A 23,684-nucleotide genomic window follows, 5' to 3' on the forward strand; every position below is an offset into this window, starting at 1 on the left:
AGACAGGTGGCCCCCTTCCGCGGCGCGTCAGCGCCATGGAAGCGGTCTTCGGCCACCTGCGCAGCGCCATCGAGCGCGGTGAGTACGCCGTAGGCGACAAGCTCCCCTCCGAAGCCGAGTTGTGCCGCACCCTCGAAGTCAGCCGGCCCGTACTGCGGGAGGCCCTGCGGGCCCTGCAGGCCATGGGGCTGACCGTCTCCAAGAGCGGCAAGGGCACCTTCGTCGTGGCGAACACGGTCGAGGACCCCACCTTCGGCGACTACGCCGCCAGCGACCTGCTGGAGGTGCGCCGGCATGTCGAGATCCCGGTCGCCGGGTACGCCGCGCTGCGCCGCACCCCGGAGGACCTCGACCACCTGGCCCACCTGCTCGACCGGATGGAGCGGGAAACCGACACCACCGCATGGGTGGCGATGGACACCGTCTTCCACCTGGCGGTGGCCGAGGCCTCCGGCAACCCGGTCTTCCGCCGGGTCATCGAGGAGATCCGTGACGCACTGGCGCGTCAGTCGACCTTCCTGAACGAACTGGGCGGCCGACGCGAGCAGTCCAACTGTGAGCACCGGGCGATCCTTGAGGCGCTGGCCGACGGCAGTGAGCACGACGCGGTGGAGGCCATGTCCCACCACCTCCTGCGGGTCGAGACGACCCTCACCGACATCGTGCGCCCCCAGCGCACGGTCACCCCTACGGAAGGCAGACCCGAGGCGTGAGCGAGCAGTTCCTCAAAGACGAGAAGCGCCCCACGACCCGTCACGTCGACGCCGGGGACACCGGCTACAGCAAGTCCCTGAAACCCCGGCACGTCAAAATGATCGCCATCGGGGGCGCGATCGGCACCGGTCTCTTCCTCGGCGCCGGCGGACGCCTCGCCGACGCCGGGCCCTCCCTGTTCGTCGCCTACGCCGTCTGCGGGATCTTCGCGTTCCTCGTCGTGCGCGCGCTCGGCGAGCTCGTCCTGTACCGGCCGTCCTCCGGCGCCTTCGTGTCCTACGCCCGGGAGTTCCTCGGAGAGAAGGGCGCCTACACCGCGGGCTGGATGTACTTCCTCAACTGGGCGACCACCGGCATCGCCGACATCACCGCTGTGGCCACCTACACCCACTACTGGCATCTGTTCTCCGACGTCCCGCAGTGGGTGATCGCCCTCATAGCCCTGGCCGTGGTCCTGACCGTGAACCTCATCTCGGTGCGGATCTTCGGCGAGCTGGAGTTCTGGTTCGCCATCGTCAAGGTCGGCGCCCTGGTCGTCTTCATGGGGATCGCGATCTTCCTCCTGGTCACCCGGCACCCCGTCGACGGCGCCGTCCCCGGGCCGGCCCTGATCACCGGCAACGGCGGGGTCTTCCCCAACGGCCTGCTTCCCATGCTGCTGATCATCCAGGGCGTCGTCTTCGCCTACGCCTCCGTCGAGCTGGTCGGCGTCACGGCCGGTGAGACCGAGAACCCCGAAGAGATCATGCCGAAGGCGATCAACTCGATCATGTGGCGCGTGGGCCTCTTCTACGTCGGCTCGGTCGTCCTGCTGTCGATGCTGATGCCCTGGAGCAGCTACAGCTCTGGCCAGAGCCCTTTCGTGACCGTGCTCTCCCACATCGGCGTCCCGGCGGCCGGCGACGTGATGAACCTGGTCGTGCTCACCGCGGCCATGTCCTCGCTCAACTCCGGCCTCTACTCCACCGGCCGCATCCTGCGCTCGATGGCCGTCAACGGCTCCGCCCCGCGCTTCACCGCCCGGCTCAGCCGAACCCAGGTCCCCTACGGCGGCATCCTCCTCACCAGCGGCATGTGCGTCCTGGGCGTCGGGCTCAACTTCGTGGTCCCCACGGCCGCGTTCGAGATCGTCCTCAACCTCGCCGCGATCGGCATCCTCGCCACCTGGGGCATGATCATGCTCTGCCACCTCCTCTTCTGGCAGAAGACCCGCAGCGGCGAACTGACCCGCCCCTCCTACCGCCTGCCCGGCTCCCCGTGGACCGAACTGGTGACGCTGGCCTTCCTCGTCTCCGTCCTGGTCCTCATGTACGCCGACGGAGGGGCCGCGCGCACCACCGTGCTGTGCGTACCGCTGATCGCCGCGGCGCTGGTCGTCGGCTGGTTCGCGGTCCGCGGCCGCGTGGCGCGCGCCGCCTCCGAGAGCGACGGCTGAGCCGGGCGAGGGGCCCGCCCCGGTCACCCTCGGGGCGGGCCCCTCGCCCTGCCGGCCCGGTCAGCAGCAACCCACCACCGAACGAGGCAGTGATGCGCAGCCCACTCCTCGCGGACGCTCCCGCGATCCGCGAGCCCCAGCACGCCCCCGTCGCCCACGTCGTGCGGGGCGGCGTGATCGAGGGAGTCCACTACGGCTCCGTCGTCGTCCTCGGCAGCGGGGGCGGCGTCCGGTTGGACATCGGCGACACCGAAGCCGCCTGCTACCCGCGCTCGGCCCTCAAACCGGTCCAGGCCGTCGCCATGCTCCGGGCCGGCCTGCCGCTCGACGGGGCCCTGCTCGCCCTCGCGATGGGCAGCCACTCCGCCGAGCAGCACCACATCGCGGGCACCCGGCTGATCCTGGAACTGGCCGGCCTCACCGAGGACGACCTGCGCAACGTCCCCGACCTGCCGTACGCCCCGTCCGTCCGGGACGCCTGGGTCCGCGAAGGCCGCGGGCCTTCCCGGCTCGCCCAGAACTGCTCCGGCAAGCACGCGGCGATGCTGTACCTGTGCAAGCTGTCCGGCTGGCCCCTGGAAACCTATCTCGACCCGGACCACCCGCTCCAGAAGATGATTGCCGAGGTCGTCGAGGAACTCACCGGCCAGCACATCGCGAACGTCACCGTCGACGGCTGCGGATCCCCGCTGTACTCGGTGTCCCTGCACGGCCTGGCCCGAGCCGTCGCCCGCATCGCCACAGCCGCGCCGGACACCGCCGAGTACCGGGTCGCAAACGCGCTGCGCGTCCATCCGGAGATGGCCTCCGGCGCAGGGCGGGACACGGCCGAACTGATGCGGGCGGTGCCGGGGCTGCTGGCCAAGGACGGCTTCGAGGGCGTCCAGGTCGCCGCGCTGCCCGATGGCCGCGCTATCGCCGTGAAGATCGCCGACGGGGCCGACCGGGCGCGTATCGCGGTGACGGCCGCCGCCCTCGCATGTGCGGGAGTCGAGCACCGGCTGCTCGCCGGGTTCGCAGGCGAGCCGGTGACCGGCGGCGGCAGGACGGTCGGCAGCGTCCGCCCGGTGGCGGCCCTGAACCCGCCCGGCACCCCCGCCAACCGCTGACTCCCGCTTTCCACCATCGCCATTCACCCACCTCAGGAAGAGGACCCGCACACCCATGACCGCCTCCAGCCGCAGCGAACACGACCTGCTCGGAGACCGCGACGTCCCCGCCGACGCCTACTGGGGCGTCCACACCCTGCGTGCCACCGAGAACTTCCCCATCACCGGAACACCCATCTGCGCCTACCCGCACCTGATCGACGCCCTCGCCGCCGTCAAGGAGGCCGCAGCCGTTGCCAACGCGGAACTCGGCCTGCTGGAGCCCGCGAAAGCAGCCGTGATCGTCGCCGCCTGCCAGGAGATCCGCGGCGGCGAGCTCCACGACCAGTTCGTCGTCGACGTCATCCAGGGCGGCGCCGGCACGTCGACCAACATGAACGCCAACGAGGTCATCGCCAACCGCGCGCTGGAGCTGCTGGGCCACACCAAGGGCGACTACCGGCGCCTGCACCCCAACGAGGACGTCAACCTCGGCCAGTCCACCAACGACGTCTACCCGACCGCGGTACGGATAGCGACCGTCTTCGCGGTCCGTGGCCTCCTCGACGCCATGGCCGTCCTCCAGAGCACCTTCGCCCACAAGGCCGCCGAGTTCCACGACGTGCTGAAGATGGGCCGCACCCAGCTCCAGGACGCCGTGCCGATGACGCTCGGACAGGAGTTCTCCGCCTTCGCCGTCATGCTCGACGAGGACCGCAGCCGGCTCGCCGAGGCCCTCGGACTGATCCACGAGATCAACCTCGGCGCCACCGCCATCGGCACCGGCCTCAACGCCCCGGCCGGATACGCCGAGGCGGCCCGCCGCCACCTCGCCGACATCACCGGCCTGCCCCTGGTCACCGCTCCCGACCTGGTCGAAGCCACCCAGGACTGCGGCGCCTTCGTCCAGATGTCCGGCGTCCTCAAGCGCATCGCCGTCAAACTGTCCAAGACCTGCAACGACCTGCGCCTGCTGTCCTCCGGGCCCCGCGCCGGCCTCGGCGAGATCAACCTGCCTCCGGTCCAGGCGGGCTCAAGCATCATGCCCGGCAAGGTCAACCCCGTGATCCCCGAGGTGGTCAACCAGGTCGCCTTCGAGGTCATCGGCAACGACATCACCATCACCATGGCCGCCGAAGCCGGACAGCTGCAGCTCAACGCCTTCGAGCCGATCATCCTGCACTCGCTGTCGAAGTCCATCACCCACCTGCGCGCCGCCTGCCTCGCCCTCGCAGAACGATGCGTGAGCGGCATCACCGCCAACACCGAGATGCTGCGCGCCACCGTCGAGAACTCCATCGGCCTGGTGACCGCCCTGAACCCGCACATCGGATACACCGCCGCCACCGACATCGCCAAAGAGGCCCTCGCCTCCGGTCGGGGTGTGGCCGAACTCGTCCTGGAACGGGGCCTGCTGCCGGCCGAGCAACTCACCGCCCTGCTGCGGCCGGAGGTGATCGCGGGAACCGGCCCGGCCCGTACCTGACACCGACCGAGGCGACACACCGCCCCCGCAGCGGTTCCGTACGGATGCCACGGACGGCCGCCGGCCAGCCACCCGGTGCTGGGGCGGGCGGGGCGGCGGACACCGGACGGCCGGTAAACGTGGACGGCACGCGGGTCCCGGTCCGGCGGCCGGCGGCGGCTTTTGGTTTGGCGCTTCCTGCGCCGCCAGGTCCTGACCTCCCGCGACGTGCGCGGAGGCCGCTTCACGGATGTCGTCCTGGGTGGTCTCAACCATCAGATCGAGCACCACCTCTTCCCGAGCATGCCCAGCCCGCACCTGCGCAGGGCCCGGATCGTCGTCCGCGGGTACTGCGAGGAGCTCGGGGTCGGCTACCCGGAGACCGGCCTGGTCGACTCCTACCGACAGACCCTCGCCAGCCTCCACGCGGCCGGAGCCCCCCTCGGAACGCCGGAGACCACCTGGGCTTCGCGGGCGGGCGCCGGCCTGAAGGGGGGCAGTCTGGGTGGACCGACCGTGGACGGCGCCCGGGCGACAGCGGTCCGGTGAAGATCACCCGTTTGGACGTGAAGGGGTGCCAATGCGCTTCGTGCGGCAGAGGCTGGGCCCATGGCCGCCGAGCTGATCATCCACCCGCCCGACCGGCACGGCCGGCGACGAGTCGGCCAGGAACCGTTTCCCGGCCCTCCCTCCCTGTTCTGCCCGCTGTGCGGAGCATGCGGCCCCCCGTCTTGGGCCCGGCCGCGCCGGGAACGGGCTGAGCGGGGGACCCCGGGCTGACTGTGGACGGCCGTGCGGCAACCAGAGGAGCAGAAGGTGACGGAGACGGGCCCGATCGTTGTGTTCGCGAACTTCCTCTCGGACCTGGCGGTGGATCTCGACGAGGGGCAGATCCTGACGACGTGGGCCCAGCAAGCGCCGCGGAAGGCGTGGCTGCTGCGGCCGGGGGACGTCTTCGTCACTCCCGTGCGGTTGAGCCGGGAGTTCTTGCGGTACGTGTACAGCCTGACGGGGGTGCCCCCGGAATCGGCGGCGGTGATCGAGGTGCCTCCCGCCGGAGCCGTTCCGCTGGCGCAGGCGGTGCGCGAGGCCGGTCTCGTCGAGCGGGTCCGGGCTCTCGCCGGCGACCGGGGTGCGGCGCTGCTGCCGACGGCGTTGGACGCGTCGGCGATCGCGTTCGCCCGGGACATCGGCATCGACGTCCACCCGTATCCCACGGTCGAGGCCGCAGAGGCCGCCCTGAAGACGACCATGGCGCTCAACACGAAGACCGGCTTCCGCGAAACGGCCGAGCAACTGGGTATGCGGCTGCCGACGGGGCGGATGTGCCGGCGCCCGGAGGTCGAAGGTGTGGCGCGCGACCTCCTGCGGGACCACGAGCGTGTCGTGGTGAAGCCCGACCGCTCGGCCGGAGGGCACGGGATGCGCTTCGTGGCCCGCGACGACCTGCGGAGTGGGGTGGGCCTGCCGCTTGATACGGTCGGTGGGCCGGAGGGCCTGTGGGTGGTGGAGGAGCATCTCGACGTGGCCGAGTCGGTCAGTGTCCAGGTGGAGGTCTCCACCTCCGGGACGCGCGCGCTCTTCAGCGGAGCGATGCGCACGGTTCAGGGTTCTTTCACGGGATACGCCTCTCCGCTGCCGCCGTCCTGCGCGCACGTGGCCGGCGAGCTGGAGGAGTGGGGGACGGCCCTGGGCCGCCACCTGGCCGACCACGGCTACGCCGGGCCCTTCGGGCTCGACGCGCTGGTGGACACGGACGGTGTGGCGTACGCGAGTGAAAGCAACATCCGCCGTACGGCCACCACCACACCGCACGCCATGGTCGCCCGGCTGACCGCGGGATCGGCCAACGCCCACCCGGCATGGTCGGTGTCGAAGGGCTGGACCCGGGCTCCGATGGACTTCGACGGGGCGCTTGCCCGGCTGCGCGCCTCCCGCCTCGCCTTCGACCCGGATCGCGGCGAGGGCGCGGTCCTCTACGCTGACGCACCGCCTGACGGCCGCTCCTGGCGGTATGTGCTGATTGCCCGGAGCGCCGGGGACGTCGGGGAGCAGGAAACCGCCTTGGCCGAGGTCCTCGAATTCGAGGGTGGCTGACGCCGCCACGTAGGTGCCGAGCTCTTCGTGGTAGCGGGTGTCGCCGAGGTCCGCTTCGGCGGAGCCACGTCGAAGCCGATGCATCCGGGGAGACTTTCTTACGCCGGTTGGCTCAATCGCCCAACCGGGGGGCGTCCTTCGGGCAGAACATCCTCCATGGACAGCAATCAGGAGATGGATCCGGCACACCAGGTTCCGGACGGCGTCGACGAGAAGACGGTGCGTGCCCTGGGCGCGCTTTCGAAGGCGCTGGAAACCACGGAGCGGGCTCGTGGCCACCTCTACGGGTTCCATCAGCTGACCGGGACGGCGGACTTCGAGCTCGGCGACGCGGTGCGGCTCTTGCGGGAGGCGGGCTACGAGGAGCAGGCTAACCTGGTCGAGCGCGAGATCGTGGGCCGCAACGTCATCCCGGGTCACTGGACGTTCCAGATCATCGAGGCCTACAACTCCACCTACTACCAGCCCTTCGCCGCGGTGGAACGCGCCATCGTCGACGAGGTGGCCGGCGGGCGCGACCATCTCCTGGAGGCCCGCCTCAAAACGATTCGCCGCACCCCCCACCATCCTGACCACGCCGCAACGCCCCCCTCCTGAATCAGGGCGCGGCTTGGGGAAGGCTCGGGGGAGGCCTACCGGAGACCGGCTCCGAGCGGTCCTCATCGAAGGGGACGGAGCGGGCGCGTAAGGGGCCCCTCACGTTGCGGCGTGCGCTCCGACGGCCTGCCGGTAGGCCACGTGCCCGCCCAGCGCACCGCTGACGGCCACGGCAGCCATCCCGCCCAGGGCCCACAGCCGGCCCTTCGCCGAGTGGCCGCGAAGCCGTGCGGTCAGGGACGCGGTGTAGCAGGCCACCGCAGCGACGTTGGAGGCTGCGTGGGCCAGGCCGACCCGGGCCTGCTCGGGCGGCAGGTCTGCCCAGTCCGCCCAGCCGGCGACCGCTGCCGGGGCGACGCCGGCCAGTCCGACGGCGGTCAGGGTGCTCGCCGCGTGGTGTGTCCCGGGCACGAAGTCCAGCACCGAGGCCGACAGCCAGCATCCGATGGGCACCTGCACGAGCACGGGGTGTACGGGGTGGCCCAGAGGTCTGCCGCGCAGCAGATCGCGCATGCCGCCCAGGGGGAGTGAACGGATACCCCGCTGCAGCAGCCTGATGGCCGGATCGGCCACCGTGGTCCGTTCGATCCGGTCGAGGGTCTTCAGCCAGCATGCCGAGGCAGTGTCGAGGGTGGTTGAGTTCATACACGACGCCTACCCGCTGTCACGCCGCCATCCCGCTCTGGGGCCGACTGCACCCGAACGACAGGCCCGCCGAGGTGGGAGGCCGCGGTCTTCACCGCCGTCCTGCTGCGCCGGGCCGCGCAGAGCTCTCGCTCGTGGGGGCGCGGGTTGAGGCGGTGCCGGGGCAAGCGCAGATTTTGAATCCTCAATCATTCTCGCGTCCGCTGGTTCAGGCCGGCGTACGAACTCAGGAATGTCGGCGCTGTTTTTGGTCTGATCCTCCGAAGACCGACGCTCTTCCGGATGGGACGCATGGGTCAGGGCAGGCGCCGTACCTCAAGCAACCGCTGTGGCTCGCCCGGCGAACCGCGGTGAGACCGGAGGTACGGTGCCCAGTACTGCTCTTTCCTTGACCACGCTGCCCGGCGGCCTGGTGGCCCTGCCGGGCGTCTACCAGCCGCAGGCGGACACCAGGCTGCTCGCCGCGGCACTCGCCCAGGAGGACCTCGGGTCCCGTACCGAGGCTTTGGAGATCGGTACGGGCACCGGTGCCCTTGCCCTGCATGCCGCGACCAGGGGCGCCCGGGTCACAGCGGTCGACGTGTCCTGGCCCGCGGTGGCCACAGCCCGGCTGAACGCCTGGCTGCACCGTCTTCCGCTGCGCGTCCTGCACGGGGATTTCGAGGCACGCACCGCGGGGCGGCACTTCGACGTCGTCTTCTCGAACCCCCCGTACGTCCCTGCGCCGGACGACCGACTGCCGTCGCGCGGGCCGGAACGGGCCTGGGACGCCGGACTCGACGGGCGCGCCGTCATCGACCGGATCTGCGTGGACGCTCCTTCCCTGCTGCGGCCCGGTGGAGTCCTGCTGATGGTGCACTCGGGGATGTGCGGTGCCGAGAAGACCCTCGACCGGCTGGCGGGGGCAGGGCTGGCGGCCGAAGTCACGGCGACGGCATCCGTGCCGTGGGGCCCAGTCCTGCGGTCGAGACGGTCCTGGCTGGAACAGCAGGGCCTGGCGGCCGAAGCCGAGGAGCGGGAAGAGCTGGTGGTCATCCGTGCCCAGTGCCCCTGACCCTGCCCGGCGCCAGGTCCCCGTCACCGCGGACGCCCGCCGGGTGACCGTCGAACCGCAGGGCCCGGTGCTGGTCGAGGGCCCCGTGGAGGTCGTCCTCGACGACGGGACGGTGGCCCGGTCCGACCGCTTCGTGGTCGCGCTGTGCACCTGCCGCCGCAGTCGCACGTACCCCTGGTGCGACACCAGCCACCGACGCCGCGCGAGAACCGCGCCGCCGCCCGAGGACAGGAACCCGTGATGACCCCTCCCAGCCCGACCAACACCGCCACCGCCACGGCAGGCACCGCCGCCGGCCCGCGCCTCGTCGAGGGCCGGGGCGATCTGTCGGCCGCTGTGTCGCGCGCCTTGCGATCGGGCACGCCGCCGGTGTACGCGCCCGCGGCGGTCCTGAAGGCGGACCCGTGGGGCGAGGACCTGCAGCTCGCACTCCATCTGCTGTACGAACTGCACTACCGCGGCTTCGATGGCGTGGACGGCGAACGCGAATGGGATCCGGACCTGCTGCGGCTGCGCCAGGCCCTGGAAGCCCGCTTCCTGCACGCCCTGCGCACCGAGCTGTCCGACGCGCCCCGGTCGGTCGACGAGGCCTTCGCCCCGCTGCTCGTCGAGCCCGTCGACCTCTCCGACAGCCTCAGCCACCACCTGGCGACCGAGGGCGAGCTGTGGCAGTTGCGCGAGTACGCGGCCCTGCGCTCCCTCTACCACCTCAAGGAGGCCGACCCGCACGTCTGGGTGATCCCGCGGCTCACCGGGCGGGCCAAAGCCGCGATGGTGGCCATCGAGTACGACGAGTTCGGCGCCGGCCGTGCGGACCGCATCCACGCCGGGCTCTTCGCGGAGCTGATGAACGACCTCGGACTGGACCCGGCGTACGGCCGCTACCTCGACCAGGCCCCGGCGGCGCTGCTCGCGACCGTGAACCTGATGTCCCTCTTCGGACTGCACCGGGCCCTGCGCGGCGCGCTCGTCGGCCACTTCGCGTGCGTCGAGGTCACCTCGTCGCCGGGGTCCCGCCGCCTGGCCAGGGCGATGCGGCGCTGCGGAGCGGGCCCCGCGGCCGAACACTTCTACGCCGAGCACGTCGAGGCCGACGCCGTCCACGAACAGGTGGTGCGCCACGAGGTCATCGGAGGCCTCCTCGCGGACGAACCGGATCTGGAGGGGGACATCGCGTTCGGCTGCGCGGCGACCATCCTGGTCGAGGACCGGCTCGCGGCCCACATCAGCGGAGCCTGGGAACGGGGCAGCAGCGCCTTGCGCACGGCCCTGCCGGAGCACTGAAACCCGGCACGGGCGGCGCGTCGGGCTCAGGCCCGGGGGATCCGGCGATGGGCCCGCACCGGCGGCCCTGCTTGAGTACCCGGACTTGTCCGGCGACGAGTCGGGAGGGGCCCACGGTGGGTGGGAGCCCTTCGGGCCGCTGCCGAAGCCTGTGCTCGCCCCCCCGAGAAGCGGACCTCAAGCGGCGTCGGTCCTGGGGAAGACGTATTCGTCGAGGAGCAGCCCGATGCCGGCGGCCGCAGGGATGGCGACGAGGGCGCCGATGATGCCGAGCAGAGCGCCCCCGACCAGGACGGCCAAGACGGTGACCAGGGGGTGGACGGCTACGGCGAACTTCATGGCCCGGGGCACGATGAAGTAGTCCTCGGCAAGGCGGAACACCACGTAGAAGACCGCGGTCGCCAACGCGAGGCCGAGCGATACCGACAGGGCGACGAGGCTGACGAGGATACCGGCCACAGTGGCGCCGACGACGGGGATCAGATCCATCACCGCCACGAAGACACCCAGCGCCGCACCGTAGGGGACGCCGGTGATCGCACACCAGGCGAAAGTCGCGATCCCCGCGATCGCTGACGTGGCCAGATTTCCCAGCATGAAGCGCCCGATCCGGTTCATGATCTCTTCCGCTACACCCTGGGTGTGTTCACGGCGTGTCCGGGCGACGAAGCGGTAGCAGAACCGTTTGATCGCCGGCAGTCCTGCCATGCAGTAGAGCGTCACCGTGACCACGATCACCGCCGCGACGATGGTGCTCAGAACGATTTGTCCGGCCCCGAGCAGGCCACCGGCCAGACCGGAGATACCTCCACTGGAACTGACCTGCTGCTGGACCTTCTCCACAAAGTGGAAGCGATCCTCGAAGCGTCCGATTGCCGAGCGGCGATCGTGCATTTGCCGAAGCCAACCCGGAACCGCGTCCATCAGTGCGCCGACCTCCCTGGTCACAGGCGGAATGACCAGCAGCAGAATCGCACCGAGAACGACGAGGAACCCCAACAGCACGATCAGCACGGCCCAGCCGCGGCGCAGACCCCGATGCGTGAGCCCCACCACCAGGGGCTCCAGACTGATCGCGACGAAGACCGCCAGCAGCAGGAGCGTGAGCATCGAGCTGACCCGCAGAACGGTCTGGACAGCCAGCCACCCGAGAGTTGCACCCAGTCCGATCGAAAAGCCAAGGGCGACCCGCGACCTTTGACGCCCACGCCGCGTGCCCGCTCGTCGGGAACCACGTCCTGCACTACCTGCTCCCACGCATGCGCTCCCTTTTCGCCGCCTGGTAAGCCTCCCGTTCGGACCCGCGGCCTTCGAGAGGATCCGGCTTCCATGGCGGCACAGGTCTACCGTCCAGGAGGAATCCAGGTGCCGCCGTCGGCGAGCTTCTCACCGGAGGCCGGCGTTTCCAGCGGAAGCGCCCAGCCGCGTACGGATGAAAGTGCAAGGTGGCGGGACAGCGACTGGTGTCCGGCGGGCGGGCCAGGAGCCACTCCGGTCCGGCCCGCAAGGGAGTGGGGCCGGACCTTGCCTGCCGGTCAGACGGTCGGAGGGAACCTGTCCCAGGCGCGGTGTTGTGCCAGGGCGTGCGTGAGGTGTTCGAGAGCCGTGGCGGCGGTTTCGTTGAAGGCGAGGCCGGGTCCGTCCGCCTGGATCCCGGCGCCTTCGAGGATCCGGGAGGAGCCGTTCCATCCGCCGATGGCCTTGCCGTGCCGGTAGGCCTCGGAGACCAGCATCAGGACCCGGGGGTCGGGACTGCCGGGCTCGGGGGCGCCGGCTTTGGCGTCGCGGGCACCGTGGGCGTCAGCGGCCGCCTGGGGAGTTCCGGCCAGGAGGAGCGCGTCGAACTCGGTGGAGCGGACGGTGGCGAAGGTGCGCTGGACCGGGACCGGGTTCCTCTTGGGGCCGAGCGTGCCGCCCGTGGGGGCGATGACGAGGGGGACCATCCCGGACTTGAGCACCGTGTTCCGCACGGCCCGGACGCCCTTCAGGTCGCAGGTGGGATCGGCGATGATGCCGATGACCCGCCCGTCCACCGGCCAGGTACGGCCGAGCTGGGAGAGAGCAGGACTCGGATCGGTGTCCACGAGTGGTTCGGTGGCGGCCGGGGCGGGGAGCCCGAGGCCGGTGGCCACTTCCGCGCAGAGTCGCGGGTCGATGTTCGCGAGGACGGCGAGGGTGCGTTCCTTGACGGCCTGCTGCTGGCACTTGCTCAGTTCGAAGGTGTAGGCGGCGATGATGTGTTCGCGTTCGACCGGGGTCATGCTCAGCCAGAACAGGCGGGGCTGGGTGAAGTGGTCCGCGAAGGAGGCCGGTGCGTCGCGCACTTTTCGCGTCGCCGGGAGTTCGAGGGGCACCTCGATGAAGGCACCCGTGTCGGTTCCCGCGAGGAAGGGGCAGCCTCCGTCGAGGCTGTTGGGCCGGTACGGGGCGACGCCGGTGTGCACGGCGCTCTGGTGCATGCCGTCGCGGAGCATGTCGTTGACGGGGGCGTGCGGGCGGTTGACCGGGATCTGGGCGAAGTTCGGGCCGCCGAGGCGGCTGATCTGCGTGTCGAGGTAGGAGAAGAGGCGACCGGCGAGCAGGGGGTCGTCGGTGACGTCGATGCCGGGGACGAGATGGCCGGGGTGGAAGGCGACCTGTTCGGTTTCGGCGAAGTAGTTGGCCGGGTTGGCGTTGAGCGTCATCAGTCCGATGGCCCGTACGGGGGCGAGCTCCTCCGGGACGATCTTCGTGGGGTCGAGGAGGTCGATGCCCTCGAAGGTCTGTTCCGGGGTGTCGGGGAAGGTCTGGATGCCCAGTTCCCATTGAGGGAACGCACCGGCCTCGATCGCGTCGGCGAGATCCCTGCGGTGGAAGTCGGGGTCCGTTCCGCTGGTGATCTGTGCCTCCTCCCAGACCAGGGAGTGGACGCCGAGCTTCGGCTTCCAGTGGAACTTCACCAGGGTGGTCGCGCCCTTGGCGTTGACCAGGCGGAAGGTGTGGATGCCGAATCCCTCCATCATCCGGAAGGACCGGGGGATGGCGCGGTCGGACATGTTCCAGATGGTGTGGTGGGTGGCCTCGGTGTGCAGGGACACGAAGTCCCAGAAGGTGTCGTGAGCACTCTGGGCCTGCGGGATCTCCCGGTCCGGGTGGGGCTTTCCGGCGTGGATGACGTCGGGGAACTTGATCGCGTCCTGGATGAAGAAGACCGGGATGTTGTTGCCGACGAGGTCGAAGGTGCCCTCGCCGGTGTAGAACTTCGTGGCGAACCCACGGGTGTCACGCACGGTGTCCGCCGAGCCCCGAGACCCGAGGACGGTGGAGAACCGGACGAAGACCGGAGTCTCGGCGCCCTTCGCCAGGAACGCCGCCTTGGTGACCTTGCCCGCCGTGCCGTAACTCTGGAAGGTCCCGTGGGCGGCGGCACCCCGTGCGTGCACCACGCGCTCGGGGATCCGCTCGTGGTCGAAGTGGGTGATCTTCTCCCTGAGGTGGTGGTCCTGCAGGAGTACAGGCCCCCGTGGCCCGGCCTTCAGGGAGTGGTCACTGTCGTGGAGACGGGCCCCCTGAGCAGTGGTCAGGTAGGCGCCGCCCTGTGCCACCGCGGCCTGGGGTGCGCCGGTCGGCTGTCCCGTGGGGCTGAGCGTGTCCGGGCCGGCCTGGTCCTGTCCGGGCGGCAGGGGCCCGCGCGGCTCGGTGGGCTCGGTCACCTTCGGAAGCTTCGGAGCGGGCCTGCCGGCGGGCGGCGAGGCGGTGTCGGGCTTCGCCCGTTTTCCGGACGTGGACTTGGCTGTCGTGGTCTTCTTGGCAGCTGCAGTCTTCGCCTTCTTCTGGGCCATTTTCGGTGTCTCCCTCTGCGGATTCCCCGGGCCGTGATCCGTTGCCCGCCCGACCGGCTGACGACGGCACGAGAGCCCTGGCGCCACCCTTTCTCCCTTGCCCGCCTCAGGCACCTTGAGTACGGCCGGATCGGCTAAGCCTGCTCCGATCGCATGCGGGCGCTGCGCTCGACCGGCCGGTGAGGTCAGCGTGTCGCGGTGCGGTGGCCGAACCAGTGGCGGCGGCTGTGGGGGGCGTCGGCCACCGGGCCGTCGGTCTCGGCGCGGGCGATGTCGCGTTGCTTGATCAGGTCGTCGCGTTCCCGGTCGACGACAGCGGCCTCGCGGCGTGACATGCCGACTCCACGTCGGGCCCGCGCGGAGCGACGGACTCCGAGCATGACCAGGGCCAAGCCGAGCAGGGCGGCGCCGCCCACGACGATTCCGGCCAGGAACACGCTTCCTGTGGAACCCATGACGTGGTAGCCGAAAATGGAGAAATCGCCTCCGGCGCCGAGAGCGTGTTCGGCTCCCATGTTGCCGAACACGCCGACGACGCCGATGATCACCGCGGCGATCAGAATGATCAATCCCAAGATGAGAATCATGGAGTGCTCCTTGCGTCCGTGCCCGCACAATCCACCGGACACGGCTGGCGCCTACCCGGAAAAGCAGGTGTCACGCGGGACGGCGGACACCGAGCGCTCGCGTGGCGCACGAGGTGCGCAGCGCTGACGCTCCGCTGGGCGCGAGACCGGAGGGCACCGGCTGTCAGACGCGTTGGGCGCGGTACAGGAGGGTGCGCAGTCCCTGGGCCCGGAGCACTGCCCGTGCGGCGTTCGCGCCGGGTGCTCCGTGGACTCCTCCGCCGGGGTGGGCGGCTGCGGAGGCGAGGTAGAGGCCCTTGACGGGGGTCTCGGGGCGGCCGGTGCCGGGGGTGGGGCGGAAGATCGCCTGCTGGTGCAGGGCGGTGGTGCCGTTGTTGATGGCGCCGTTGTGGAGGTTCTCGTCCATGGCCTGGAGGGTGGTGGGGGCGAGGATGCGGCGGGCGCGGATCAGTGTCCGGAAGCCGGGTGCGAACCGTTCCACCTGGCCTTCGATGCGGTCGGCCATCGCCTCCTGCTCACGGGCGTCCCACCGGCCGGTGATGTGGTCGGGTCCGGCGTCGCGGGCGATGCGCTGGGGGAGGTGGGTGTAGGCCCAGGCCGATTCGGTCCCGGCCGGTGAGCGGCTGGGATCCGCTGTGGTCATCTGCCCGAAGAGGGCGAAGGGTTCGTCGGGGACGTGCCCCATGGCGATCTGTGAGGCGAATCGGGTCAGACCGTCGATGCCGTCGGCGACGTGGACGGTGCCGGCCCCGGCGGCCTGCGGTGCCGTCCACGGCACCGGTCCGGTCAGGGCCCAGTCGACCTTGAAGGTCGCGAAGTCCCACTGGAAGCGTTCCAGGTCACGTAGCAGGCGGGACGGGAGGTGCTCCTGTCCGACGAGGTCCCGGTACAGCGCGGTCGCCGACGTGTCGGCGAGCACGGCCCGGCGTGCATCCACCGTTTCTCCGCCGGCGGTCCTGACAGCCACGGCCGTGCCACCGCGTACGACGACGGACGTGACCCGCTCCCCGCAGCGCACCACGCCTCCGCGGCGCCTGAGACGGCTCACGAGCGCTGCGGTCAGGGCGCCGGCCCCTCCGACGGGGACCGGGAAGCCGTGGCTCTGGCCGAGCATCGACATCAGCCAGCCAAAGCCGCCGCTGCCGACGGCCTCGGGGGAGAGGTCGGCGTGCAGGGCGTTGCCGGCCAGCAGGAGCCGGCCGCCCGCGCCCGCGAACTCCTCCTCGCCCAGGCGGCGCACGGGCAGGGCCAGGTTCCGGGCCAGTCTGAGTCCGTCCGCGGCCCGGAGCTTCGCGGCCAGGCGGAGGCCGGCGCGGACCGGGGGGAAGGGGGTGAACAGGGCCCGTACGAGATCGGGCCCCACACGGCTCCATGTCCTGTACATGTTCCGCCAGGCGTCGCCGTCGGCCGGTGCGAACGCCTCCAGCCCGGCGGAGGTCTCCTCCACGCGGCGTTCGAGTACCGCGCACCTGCCGTCCGGCAGGGGGTGTGCCAGTACGCGCGGCGCGTGGCTCCAGCGCAGGCCCTCGGCGGCGAGGTCGAGGCGGGCGAGGACCGGAGAGGCGGCGGCGAGCGGGTAGAACGCGCTGAAGAGGTCCGAGACGTACTCCGGATGGACGCCGCGGTCGCTGCGTACGGCCCCGCCGGGCTCCTCCTGCGCCTCCAGGACCTCCACGCTCCAGCCGGCGTCCGCCAGCACGTTCGCGGCCACCAGCCCGTTGGGGCCCGCGCCGATCACGACCGCGTCAGGCATGGAGCACCTCGTCCTGCCGCCGTTCCACCGCCTTGGCCAAGCGGGCCAGCATGCCGCGGTGGCGGAGCTGGAGCAGTGCTTCGGCGGCGGGGTTGTGGAGGGTGCCGCCGATGCCGCGCAGGGGGTGCTCGTCGCAGACGACGAGGGTCTCCTCGCCCCACGGCCGGAGCTGGAGGAAAATCCGCGCCGTGCCGAGGGCCCTGAAGGACGCCTCCAGTTCCAGCTCCGTGCCCGGCTCGGTGTGCCGGACGGTGGTGACTCCGTCGAGCGACCAGGGGCCCAGGCGGACGGTGTAGCGGAGTCGCGCGCCGACGCCGGGCCAGGCGCCGTCGAGGGGTGTGGACTCGGAGGGCCCCACCACCCATTCTCCGTACGCGTTCGGATCCGCGAGGACCGTCCACACCGCCTGAGGGGGACGTCGGATCAACTGGTTTCGGACAGCCATGGGTCAAGTCCTTCTGCCGGGACCGGGAAAGCGGGGCAGCCGCAGTGGTGCAGGGGATGCGCCGGACGGGTGGCTCGGGCGGGGGCTTGCGGTACGGCTGCCGCGTAGCCGCGAGACCTTGCTGCGTGACGGAGTAGCACTGCCGGCGGTGCACCTTTGTCCACCTGCCCCGGCGACCGGGCGTCCTGCTCCTTGCGAAGCCGTCAGACGGTTGTCAGCCGGCGCTGCGCGTGCCGGGCGGGTCCACCTGTGGTGGCCGGCCCATCACCAGTAGTGCTTGCGTCCGCCCACGGAGTGTCCGACGGCGCCGAGGATCCAGAGAATGGCTCCGACAACGACGAGGATGATGCCGATGGTCCACAGGATGCTGATTCCCGTGAGGAAGCCGATGACGAGCAGAATTACGCCGAGGACGATCATGAGGTCCTCCGATTTCACTGTGAGCCTCCTTCCAGCCTAGGCGCCTTCGTCACCGTCGGCGTGCCGTGCATGGCGGGGGCCCTGCCCAGTGCGCCAGGCCCCTTCCTGACCAGCGAGCACCGGCCAGCTCCGCGCACGCGGGCACTCACGGGACGGAAGACGCAGGGGGCCGGAAGCCCGGTCCCGGCGCCCGCAGCGGTGTGCCCGCCGGGCGACGGCCCGCCGCCCCCGCTGTTCCGGTACCAGGAGCTACGGAACCTGGAGCCCGGCCACCCGGCCTGAGGCCACGGACGAGGGTGCGGACCGCAGCGGATTGATCAGCCGGATCCACCGCGAGCCGTGGACTCACCTCGCCCGGCCGGGCCGGCACGTTTCAAGCGTGCCGAAGCGGTAAGGCGCCCGGCATGGTGGCAATCGGATACACGATGATGACCGAGCAGGCCGGACCCCGGGATCTGGTCGACCACGTGGTGGGAGCAGAGCGGGCGGGATTCGACTTCTCCGTCATCTCCGACCACTCCTTCCCCTGGCTGGAGGCCCAAGGACACGCGCCCTACGCATGGAGCGTCCTCGGCGCCGCCGCCCAGGCCACGACCCGGATCCCGCTCATGACGTACGTGACCTGCCCGACCTTCCGCTACCACCCCGCGGTGATCGCCCAGAAGGCCGCCACGATGCAGCTCCTGTCCCAGGGACGTTTCCGGCTGGGCCTCGGCTCGGGCGAGAACCTCAACGAACACATCGTCGGCGCGGGTTGGCCCGGCGCCCACGTCCGCCTGGACATGCTCGAAGAAGCCGTCGGCATCATCCGCTCCCTGTTCGCCGGCGGGTACGTCAGCCACCACGGCACCCACTTCGACGTCGAGAACGCCAGGCTCTGGGACCTGCCCGACGATCCGCCCCCGATCGGCGTCGCCGTCTCCGGAGACCGCTCCTGCGAGATCGCGGGCCGCTACGGCGACCTCCTGATCGCCACCGAACCGAAGAAGGAACTGCTGACCGCGTTCGGCGCGTACGGAGGCTCCGGCAAACCGAGCGTGGGCCAGCTCCCGGTCTCCTACGACCGCGACCGCGACGCGGCGGTGGCCCGGGCGCACGACCAGTTCCGCTGGGCGCTCGGCGGATGGAAGGTCAACGCGGAACTCCCCGGCCCGGCGGGCTTCGACCAGGCCTCGCAGCACACGAGGCCCGAGGACGTCGCGGCTGCCATCCCCTGCGGCGACGACGTGGGCACCTTCGTCGAGGCGGTACGCCCCTTCGCCGATGCCGGATTCACCGAGGTCGCCCTGGTCCAGATCGGCGGCGACCAGCAGGAACCCTTCCTGGACTGGTCCGCCTCGAAGCTGCTGCCGGCTCTGGGGGAGCTGTGAAAGCGGCCGCCTACTGAGCCCTGCGGGAGGCGGACATGAACCGTGCCGCTCTGTTCGACGTCGACGGCACCCTTGCCGACACCAATCACCTGCACGTCGTCTGCTGGTGGGAGGCCTTGCGGCAGGCGGGCCACGACGTCGCGATGCACGACATCCACCGCGCGATCGGGCTCCCCGGTGAGGACCTCCTCGCGCATCTGCTGGGCGACGACCGGGACACGAGCGAGGACGACGGGCTCAGCGCCGCCCACACCACCCTCTACGGCACGTACTTCGACCGACTGCCCCCGCTGGCCTCGGCAGCCGGACTGCTGCGCGAGCTCGACCGACGGGGCTGGCGGGTCGTCCTCGTGACCTCCGCCCGGGGTGACGAGCTCGACGCCCTCAGACGGGCCGTCGACGCCGACGACGCCATCACCGCGACGGCGAGCTCCGACGACGTCGACAAGGGCAAGCCCGCACCGGACCCGGTGCGCCACGCCCTCGACCTCGCCGACGCGCCCGCGCGTGGCGCCGTACTGGTAGGCGACACCGTCTGGGACATGCAGGCCGGGTCCCGTGCCGACGTCGCGTGCGTGGGACTGCTCTGCGGCGGCATCCCGCGGCGCGACCTCGAAGGAGCCGGGGCCCGAGCCGTCTACCGGCACCCCGCCGACCTGCTCGCACACCTCGACACCAGCCCGTTCGCCGGCCACACCGCTTGAGCCCTGATCGGCCGGTTCGGCGCAGACAGTACGAGAACGCTCTGCACGACGGGGTGATCGGCATGGCTCAGGGCTACCGGCATGCCGTTCTGGACGTCGACTCGACGGACGCCATGGCGGCCGGAGGCCTCTGCCGGCGAGGTCCTGCCGCCGGTGAGCGGCGAAGCTGCTCGACGCAGCCGCGAGGCCGCCGCGCCGCGGCACGGCGTCTGTGCTCAGGATCGTCCGGTCGTCCAGCCGCGGCCGCCCCAGCACTCCCTGACGCAGCAACGGCTGCACGAGTTCCCACTCGTCGTCCGATAGGTCGGCCGGAGCCACCGGTCCTGGTGGTCCGACTACTGCTGAGGGCGATCTCGCCCTCCGGAGCGGTCGACCTGGTCGGCCGCCGTGCGCGCCCGTACCTCTTCCGGGGTGAGGTACTGGTCGGTGTGCTCGAAGTCGCGCAATGTCGGCGGCTTGTTCGTTTGGAAGCCGGTCCGGACGAAGTCGTCGCCGGCCACGGCGTTCAGGAGCCAGTTCGTCATCACCCGGGTCTTGGCGGCGCCGGTGCGCAGTGCCGCCCAGTGGTAGCCGCGGGCCACGGCCTGGGCGGGCATGCCGCGCAGGTCGATGCCGAGTGGCCGGGAGACGCCGTCGCGGCCGCCGAGGTCCACGACGAGTCCGAGGTCCTTGTGGACGTACCGCCGTAGTGGGGTGCCTCGCAGTGTGGCGACGATGTTGTCGGCGGCGACCTTGCCCTGGCGCATGGCGTGCTGTGCGGTGGGCGGGCACACCGTGCCGTCCCCGCCGGTGGCGAGGTCGGGCACGGCTGCCGCGTCACCGAGCGCGAACGCGCCCTCCGCCCCCGGCACCCGCAGGTCCGCAGTGACGACGAGTCGGCCGCTCTTCGCGGTCTCGGCGCCCAGGGTTGCGACGAGCGGGCTCGCGGCGACGCCGGCAGTCCAGATGAGGGTGCGGCAGGGCAGCACGCGCCCGTCGGTGAGGGTGACGTCCTCGGGGCCCGCCTTGGCGACGGAGGTGCCGAGGGAGACCTCGATGCCGCGGCGGCGCAGCACGTCGAGGGCTGCCCGGCCGAGCCGGTCGCCGAGCTCGGGCATCAGCTTCGGGGCCACGTCCACGAGGTGCCAGCTGATCTCGCGCCGGTCCAGCCGGGGGTAGCGGCCGACGGCGTTCATGGTGAGCCTCTCCAGGGAGGCGGCCGTCTCGGTGCCCGCGTAGCCGCCGCCCACCACGACGAAGCCGAGCCGTGAGGCCCGTTCCGCCGAGCCCGGTGCGGCGGCGTCGGCCAGGTCGAGCTGGGCGATCACGTGGTCGCGCAGGTGGGCCGCCTCGGCCAGCGTCTTCATGCCGCGGCCGTGTTCCGCCAGGCCCGGGATGTCGAAGGTGCGGGTCACGCTTCCCGGCGCGAGCACCAGGTGGTCGTACGGCTGGTCCACCAGCTCCCCGGTGATCTTCCGGATGACGCAGACCTTGGCCCGGGTGTCGACGCCCACGGCCCCGCCGGGCACGATCCGGGTCCGGTGGCGGCGGCTGCGGCGCAGCGACACCGCCACGGACTGGGGGGTGAGCACCCCGGAGGCCACCTGCGGCAGCAGGGGCAGGTAGAGCTGGTAGGAGGACGGAGTGACCAGCAGGATCTCCGCCTCCCCGGGTTTCAGCGTCCGCTCCAGGCGGCGTACGCAGGCGACGCCGGCGAAGCCCGCGCCGACGACCACGATCCTCGGTCGTGCCATGGTGTCCGTCCCTTCTCGGGCGTACGGGTCACCGGCCCTCCTTCCCCGGCAAGCCGTTCCATGCACCCGGAATGCAGGGCGGATCGGCTCGGGAATGGAGGGAACCCGTACACACCTACCTGATCGTCGAGCAGTGCGCCGGTGTCATCGGTGACCACCCGCGGCGCAACGCTGGTGTAGCCCACGGATGCAGTGTGACTCACCGGTGCTGCCTCCTGGTGTGTCTCTCCGTGACGGGACGGCCTTGGCGACCGACTAGGACATATGCGGGCCTGGACGAGGCAGGGAGGTGCCCTGGTCGGCTGGTGACTCAGGGGGAGGGGGCATTGCCCACCGGATTGTCCGGATCAGGGCGTGCCCGGACAGAAGTACGCAGGCTGCCGCAGCCCCGGCCGCCGGGTGCAGGCCGAGCAGGGCGGGAGCCCACGGCGGCAGCAGTGCGACCGCGTTCGCGCCGAGCAGCATGTACGGGGCCCGGGCGAAGCCGGTCAGGGGCGGGCGGCGGAGGATGAAGCGGGCCGCCTCAAGGGCCTCGGGCGTGGCCCTCAGCTCCGGCCGGTACTCCGACAGCAGGGCTGTGAGTGCCGCCCGGTCGCGGGGCGGGTCCAGCACGCCGAGGGCCGTTCCCACGCGTGCTGTGTCCGCCACGTAGGCGTCGTATCCGGCGCCGTCCAGGGGGTGCTCACCGAAGCGCTGGTGGGCCCGGAGGAAGCAGTCGACCTCGGCCGCGTGCACCCAGCCCAGCAGATGGGGGTCGGCCGCATGGTAGTGCTCGCCCGCCGCTGTGGTGCCCCGCACGGCTTGGTGGACCGCCCGTACGCGGTCGACGGCGAGCTGAGCGTCCTGCGCGGTGCCGTAGGTGGTGACGGCCAGGAAAGTGCTGGTGCGCTGGAGCCTGCCCCACGGGTCCCCACGGAAGCCCGAGTGCGCGGCGACCGCAGCCATGGCGAGCGGGTGCAGGGACTGGAGCAGGAGGGCGCTCAGGCCCCCGACGAACATCGAGGCGTCGGCGTGCACCGTGCGGATGGGGCGCTCGGGGCCGAACCATCGCGGCCCGGGGGTGGTGTGTATCCGGGCGCGGTTCGCGGGGCCCGACGGGCCGGCCACCCGGCTGAACAGCGTCGAGCCGAGCCGCTCCCGCACCTGCCGGCCCCGAGCAGGCCATCTGTCCATGATGCTCTCCTGCCCGCCCCGGCCTCGGCCCATGTTCCGCCCGCGCCGGGGCCTGTCCGGCGGGCACGTCGGGTGTCGCGACAGTGCGGCGGCCCGCACACGTATGGTCACGGCCCTGCCACCTGGCGTCGCGACGTCGTGACCCAAACGCCGGGGAAGACCGGGTCCGGTGCCTTCCGGACGACGTCTTCCCGGTCCGTCTGACGGTGGAGCGGTGCTGCCTCCGAGCGGAGGTCGGAAGCGGCCCGCCTCACCGGCCCACAGCCGCTGATGGCAGTCGCTGCGCGACCTTGTCCGCGAGCGCCTCGAACTCCGCACGCAGGAAAGGCTCGGCGAATCTGGCAATGCCCTTGAACCGCAGCGAAGCGGTGTAGCTCAAGCGGGTGGCAAGCGCCGACTGCGCCTCGAAACGCATGACGTCAGTCGCGGTCACGGTCTTGTTCACTCCGATGAACACCAACTGCTGAGGCTCTCGGGATGCGAGACGGTAGACCAGATTGGTGGTACGCCCGCGGAAACGCGAAGTGTTGTCCCAGCTGGCCCCTGGCCTCACCGGTCCTTCGTCGATCCGGACACACCGTACCGTGCCCGGGTCCCATTCCTCGGTGTGGCCGAAGTCCTCCAGGTAGGTGATCAAGACGTCGAGCGGAAGTCCGACGAGGAAACTGCGCTCTACCGTGATCACTGCTCTCACTCCTCCTGCCGATTTCAGGGCGGTCCACTGCCGCGATGCTTCGGTTCCCCTTCGCGTCCCAGGTCCGAATCGGATGCGTCCCACGGGCGAACCTGCATGGTGCCGTGGCACTGGTGGAGGGACATGCGACAGTAGTGCTGCTGGAGAGACGCAGAGACAGGCCGGTTCTCACTGGGAGTCGTCGATGGCCGTTCGCCGTGTGGTGCCCAACATCCAGTCGGAGGCCGTGCAGGAGAGCCGGGAGTTCTACGGCCTGCTCGGCTTCGAGGAGGTCATGAACCACGGCTGGATCGTGACGCTCGCCTCCCCGTCCAGCCCGGCAGCGCAGGTCAGCGTCATGGCCGGCGACAAGACCGCTCCCGTCACGCCCGACATGAGTGTCGAGGTGGACGACGTGGACGCGGCATATGCGGTCATGCGGGAGAGCGGAGCGGAGATCATCCACCCCTTGCAGGACGAGGAGTGGGGCGTGCGACGGTTCTTCGTCCGCGACCCCAGCGGACGGGTCGTCAACGTGCTGGGTCACCGATGACGGACTTTCCCGCACCTCCGTGAAAGCGCTGGTCATGGCAACTCGTTGAGGGCTGCGATCAGTGCGGATGCTT

At 71.0% G+C, this 23,684-nt stretch carries 22 protein-coding genes and 1 pseudogene; 13 read left to right on the plus strand and 10 right to left on the minus strand.

Features of this window, described 5'->3' with window-relative positions:
- Positions 1–35: 35 nt before the first annotated feature.
- The 7 genes and pseudogenes from SLAV_RS33940 to SLAV_RS33970 all read left to right on the plus strand — a co-directional run bounded on the left by SLAV_RS33940 (position 36) and on the right by SLAV_RS33970 (position 7,396).
- Positions 36–713, plus strand: coding sequence for a FadR/GntR family transcriptional regulator (locus SLAV_RS33940; RefSeq protein WP_030235558.1), 678 nt, complete (start codon positions 36–38; stop codon positions 711–713).
- On the plus strand, positions 710–2,149 hold the full coding sequence (locus SLAV_RS33945; RefSeq protein ID WP_030235555.1) for an amino acid permease: 1,440 nt from the start codon (positions 710–712) through the stop codon (positions 2,147–2,149). The genes SLAV_RS33940 and SLAV_RS33945 overlap by 4 nt, the downstream gene beginning before the upstream one ends.
- 92 nt (positions 2,150–2,241) lie before the next feature.
- Entirely contained in the window at positions 2,242–3,258 is a 1,017-nt protein-coding gene (locus SLAV_RS33950; protein WP_030235552.1) for an asparaginase, read from the plus strand.
- 55 nt (positions 3,259–3,313) lie between these two features.
- Positions 3,314–4,723 carry an aspartate ammonia-lyase gene (aspA, locus tag SLAV_RS33955; protein ID WP_030235550.1) on the plus strand — a complete coding sequence of 470 codons (1,410 nt, stop codon included), beginning with the start codon at positions 3,314–3,316 and terminating at the stop codon, positions 4,721–4,723.
- Between the two features lie 174 nt (positions 4,724–4,897).
- Positions 4,898–5,251 (plus strand): annotated as a pseudogene (locus SLAV_RS33960) (fatty acid desaturase); the annotation flags it as partial.
- Between the two features lie 267 nt (positions 5,252–5,518).
- Positions 5,519–6,799, plus strand: a complete 1,281-nt coding sequence (locus SLAV_RS33965) for a preATP grasp domain-containing protein (protein WP_030235545.1) — start codon at positions 5,519–5,521, stop codon at positions 6,797–6,799.
- Positions 6,800–6,955: 156 nt separating this feature from the next.
- Positions 6,956–7,396 (plus strand): hypothetical protein, encoded by a 441-nt coding sequence (locus SLAV_RS33970; protein ID WP_030235543.1) that lies wholly within the window; start codon positions 6,956–6,958, stop codon positions 7,394–7,396.
- A gap of 99 nt (positions 7,397–7,495) precedes the next feature.
- Here the strand turns inward: SLAV_RS33970 and SLAV_RS33975 are convergent, their stop codons facing one another.
- A complete protein-coding gene (locus tag SLAV_RS33975) occupies positions 7,496–8,041 on the minus strand; it encodes a DUF2231 domain-containing protein (protein ID WP_051841231.1) in 546 nt (181 codons plus the stop codon).
- 397 nt (positions 8,042–8,438) lie between these two features.
- Here SLAV_RS33975 and SLAV_RS33980 point away from each other — a divergent pair, with 397 nt between their 5' ends.
- The 3 genes from SLAV_RS33980 to SLAV_RS33990 are packed head-to-tail and all read left to right on the plus strand — an operon-like array spanning position 8,439 to position 10,379.
- Positions 8,439–9,095 carry a HemK2/MTQ2 family protein methyltransferase gene (locus tag SLAV_RS33980; RefSeq protein ID WP_100661346.1) on the plus strand — a complete coding sequence of 219 codons (657 nt, stop codon included), beginning with the start codon at positions 8,439–8,441 and terminating at the stop codon, positions 9,093–9,095.
- Complete coding sequence (locus SLAV_RS33985) at positions 9,079–9,336, plus strand: CDGSH iron-sulfur domain-containing protein (RefSeq protein ID WP_037687917.1); 258 nt, start codon at positions 9,079–9,081, stop codon at positions 9,334–9,336. Before SLAV_RS33980 ends, SLAV_RS33985 begins: the two co-directional genes overlap by 17 nt.
- Positions 9,336–10,379, plus strand: a complete 1,044-nt coding sequence (locus SLAV_RS33990; RefSeq protein ID WP_030235532.1) for an iron-containing redox enzyme family protein — start codon at positions 9,336–9,338, stop codon at positions 10,377–10,379. Before SLAV_RS33985 ends, SLAV_RS33990 begins: the two co-directional genes overlap by 1 nt.
- Before the next feature lie 177 nt (positions 10,380–10,556).
- Here SLAV_RS33990 and SLAV_RS33995 read toward each other — a convergent pair whose 3' ends face one another.
- From SLAV_RS33995 to SLAV_RS41205, 6 genes are all read right to left on the minus strand, one after another.
- Positions 10,557–11,636, minus strand: coding sequence for an AI-2E family transporter (locus SLAV_RS33995; protein ID WP_388097467.1), 1,080 nt, complete (start codon positions 11,634–11,636; stop codon positions 10,557–10,559).
- A 278-nt stretch (positions 11,637–11,914) separates the two neighbouring features.
- The gene (locus SLAV_RS34000) at positions 11,915–14,200 is read right to left on the minus strand and encodes a catalase (protein ID WP_030235529.1); all 2,286 of its coding nucleotides are present in this window, start codon (positions 14,198–14,200) and stop codon (positions 11,915–11,917) included.
- 185 nt (positions 14,201–14,385) lie between these two features.
- Positions 14,386–14,787, minus strand: coding sequence for a hypothetical protein (locus SLAV_RS34005; RefSeq protein ID WP_030235525.1), 402 nt, complete (start codon positions 14,785–14,787; stop codon positions 14,386–14,388).
- A gap of 163 nt (positions 14,788–14,950) precedes the next feature.
- Positions 14,951–16,540: a phytoene desaturase family protein gene (locus SLAV_RS34010; RefSeq protein ID WP_030235522.1), complete on the minus strand. Its 1,590-nt coding sequence runs from the start codon at positions 16,538–16,540 to the stop codon at positions 14,951–14,953.
- Positions 16,533–16,985 (minus strand): SRPBCC family protein, encoded by a 453-nt coding sequence (locus SLAV_RS34015; protein ID WP_030235519.1) that lies wholly within the window; start codon positions 16,983–16,985, stop codon positions 16,533–16,535. Before SLAV_RS34015 ends, SLAV_RS34010 begins: the two co-directional genes overlap by 8 nt.
- 264 nt (positions 16,986–17,249) lie before the next feature.
- Positions 17,250–17,405: a DUF6131 family protein gene (locus SLAV_RS41205; protein WP_212723246.1), complete on the minus strand. Its 156-nt coding sequence runs from the start codon at positions 17,403–17,405 to the stop codon at positions 17,250–17,252.
- 404 nt (positions 17,406–17,809) lie between these two features.
- Between SLAV_RS41205 and SLAV_RS34025 the strand changes: the two genes are divergently transcribed.
- Entirely contained in the window at positions 17,810–18,775 is a 966-nt protein-coding gene (locus tag SLAV_RS34025) for an LLM class F420-dependent oxidoreductase (protein ID WP_030235516.1), read from the plus strand.
- A 35-nt stretch (positions 18,776–18,810) separates the two neighbouring features.
- Positions 18,811–19,479 (plus strand): HAD family hydrolase, encoded by a 669-nt coding sequence (locus tag SLAV_RS34030; RefSeq protein WP_030235514.1) that lies wholly within the window; start codon positions 18,811–18,813, stop codon positions 19,477–19,479.
- Positions 19,480–19,814: 335 nt separating this feature from the next.
- On the opposite strand, the gene SLAV_RS34035 is transcribed toward SLAV_RS34030, so the two are convergent.
- The 3 genes from SLAV_RS34035 to SLAV_RS34045 all read right to left on the minus strand — a co-directional run bounded on the left by SLAV_RS34035 (position 19,815) and on the right by SLAV_RS34045 (position 23,070).
- On the minus strand, positions 19,815–21,212 hold the full coding sequence (locus tag SLAV_RS34035) for an NAD(P)/FAD-dependent oxidoreductase (RefSeq protein WP_051841229.1): 1,398 nt from the start codon (positions 21,210–21,212) through the stop codon (positions 19,815–19,817).
- Positions 21,213–21,467: 255 nt separating this feature from the next.
- Positions 21,468–22,385 (minus strand): oxygenase MpaB family protein, encoded by a 918-nt coding sequence (locus SLAV_RS34040; RefSeq protein WP_030235508.1) that lies wholly within the window; start codon positions 22,383–22,385, stop codon positions 21,468–21,470.
- 250 nt (positions 22,386–22,635) lie between these two features.
- Positions 22,636–23,070: an SRPBCC family protein gene (locus tag SLAV_RS34045; protein WP_030235505.1), complete on the minus strand. Its 435-nt coding sequence runs from the start codon at positions 23,068–23,070 to the stop codon at positions 22,636–22,638.
- Between the two features lie 193 nt (positions 23,071–23,263).
- On the opposite strand from SLAV_RS34045, the gene SLAV_RS34050 reads away from it, so the two are divergent.
- Positions 23,264–23,611: a VOC family protein gene (locus tag SLAV_RS34050; RefSeq protein ID WP_030235503.1), complete on the plus strand. Its 348-nt coding sequence runs from the start codon at positions 23,264–23,266 to the stop codon at positions 23,609–23,611.
- The last annotated feature ends 73 nt before the right edge of the window (positions 23,612–23,684 follow it).

The organism is Streptomyces lavendulae subsp. lavendulae, from assembly GCF_002803845.1.
In the GTDB taxonomy this organism is placed as follows: Bacteria; Actinomycetota; Actinomycetes; order Streptomycetales; family Streptomycetaceae; genus Streptomyces; species Streptomyces lavendulae.

Bases quoted from the DNA above. Each gene is read 5' to 3' on its own strand.
- SLAV_RS33990 (WP_030235532.1), top strand. From the start codon at position 9,336: ATGACCCCTCCCAGCCCGACCAACACCGCCACCGCCACGGCAGGCACC.
- SLAV_RS33970 (WP_030235543.1), top strand. From the start codon at position 6,956: ATGGACAGCAATCAGGAGATGGATCCGGCACACCAGGTTCCGGACGGC.
- SLAV_RS33950 (WP_030235552.1), top strand. From the start codon at position 2,242: ATGCGCAGCCCACTCCTCGCGGACGCTCCCGCGATCCGCGAGCCCCAG.
- SLAV_RS34040 (WP_030235508.1), bottom strand. From the start codon at position 22,385: ATGGACAGATGGCCTGCTCGGGGCCGGCAGGTGCGGGAGCGGCTCGGC.
- aspA (WP_030235550.1), top strand. From the start codon at position 3,314: ATGACCGCCTCCAGCCGCAGCGAACACGACCTGCTCGGAGACCGCGAC.
- SLAV_RS34035 (WP_051841229.1), bottom strand. From the start codon at position 21,212: ATGGCACGACCGAGGATCGTGGTCGTCGGCGCGGGCTTCGCCGGCGTC.
- SLAV_RS34000 (WP_030235529.1), bottom strand. From the start codon at position 14,200: ATGGCCCAGAAGAAGGCGAAGACTGCAGCTGCCAAGAAGACCACGACA.
- SLAV_RS34015 (WP_030235519.1), bottom strand. From the start codon at position 16,985: ATGGCTGTCCGAAACCAGTTGATCCGACGTCCCCCTCAGGCGGTGTGG.
- SLAV_RS33975 (WP_051841231.1), bottom strand. From the start codon at position 8,041: ATGAACTCAACCACCCTCGACACTGCCTCGGCATGCTGGCTGAAGACC.
- SLAV_RS34010 (WP_030235522.1), bottom strand. From the start codon at position 16,540: ATGCCTGACGCGGTCGTGATCGGCGCGGGCCCCAACGGGCTGGTGGCC.
- SLAV_RS41205 (WP_212723246.1), bottom strand. From the start codon at position 17,405: ATGATCGTCCTCGGCGTAATTCTGCTCGTCATCGGCTTCCTCACGGGA.
- SLAV_RS34030 (WP_030235514.1), top strand. From the start codon at position 18,811: ATGAACCGTGCCGCTCTGTTCGACGTCGACGGCACCCTTGCCGACACC.
- SLAV_RS34025 (WP_030235516.1), top strand. From the start codon at position 17,810: ATGGTGGCAATCGGATACACGATGATGACCGAGCAGGCCGGACCCCGG.
- SLAV_RS34005 (WP_030235525.1), bottom strand. From the start codon at position 14,787: ATGATTCTCATCTTGGGATTGATCATTCTGATCGCCGCGGTGATCATC.
- SLAV_RS34050 (WP_030235503.1), top strand. From the start codon at position 23,264: ATGGCCGTTCGCCGTGTGGTGCCCAACATCCAGTCGGAGGCCGTGCAG.
- SLAV_RS33940 (WP_030235558.1), top strand. From the start codon at position 36: ATGGAAGCGGTCTTCGGCCACCTGCGCAGCGCCATCGAGCGCGGTGAG.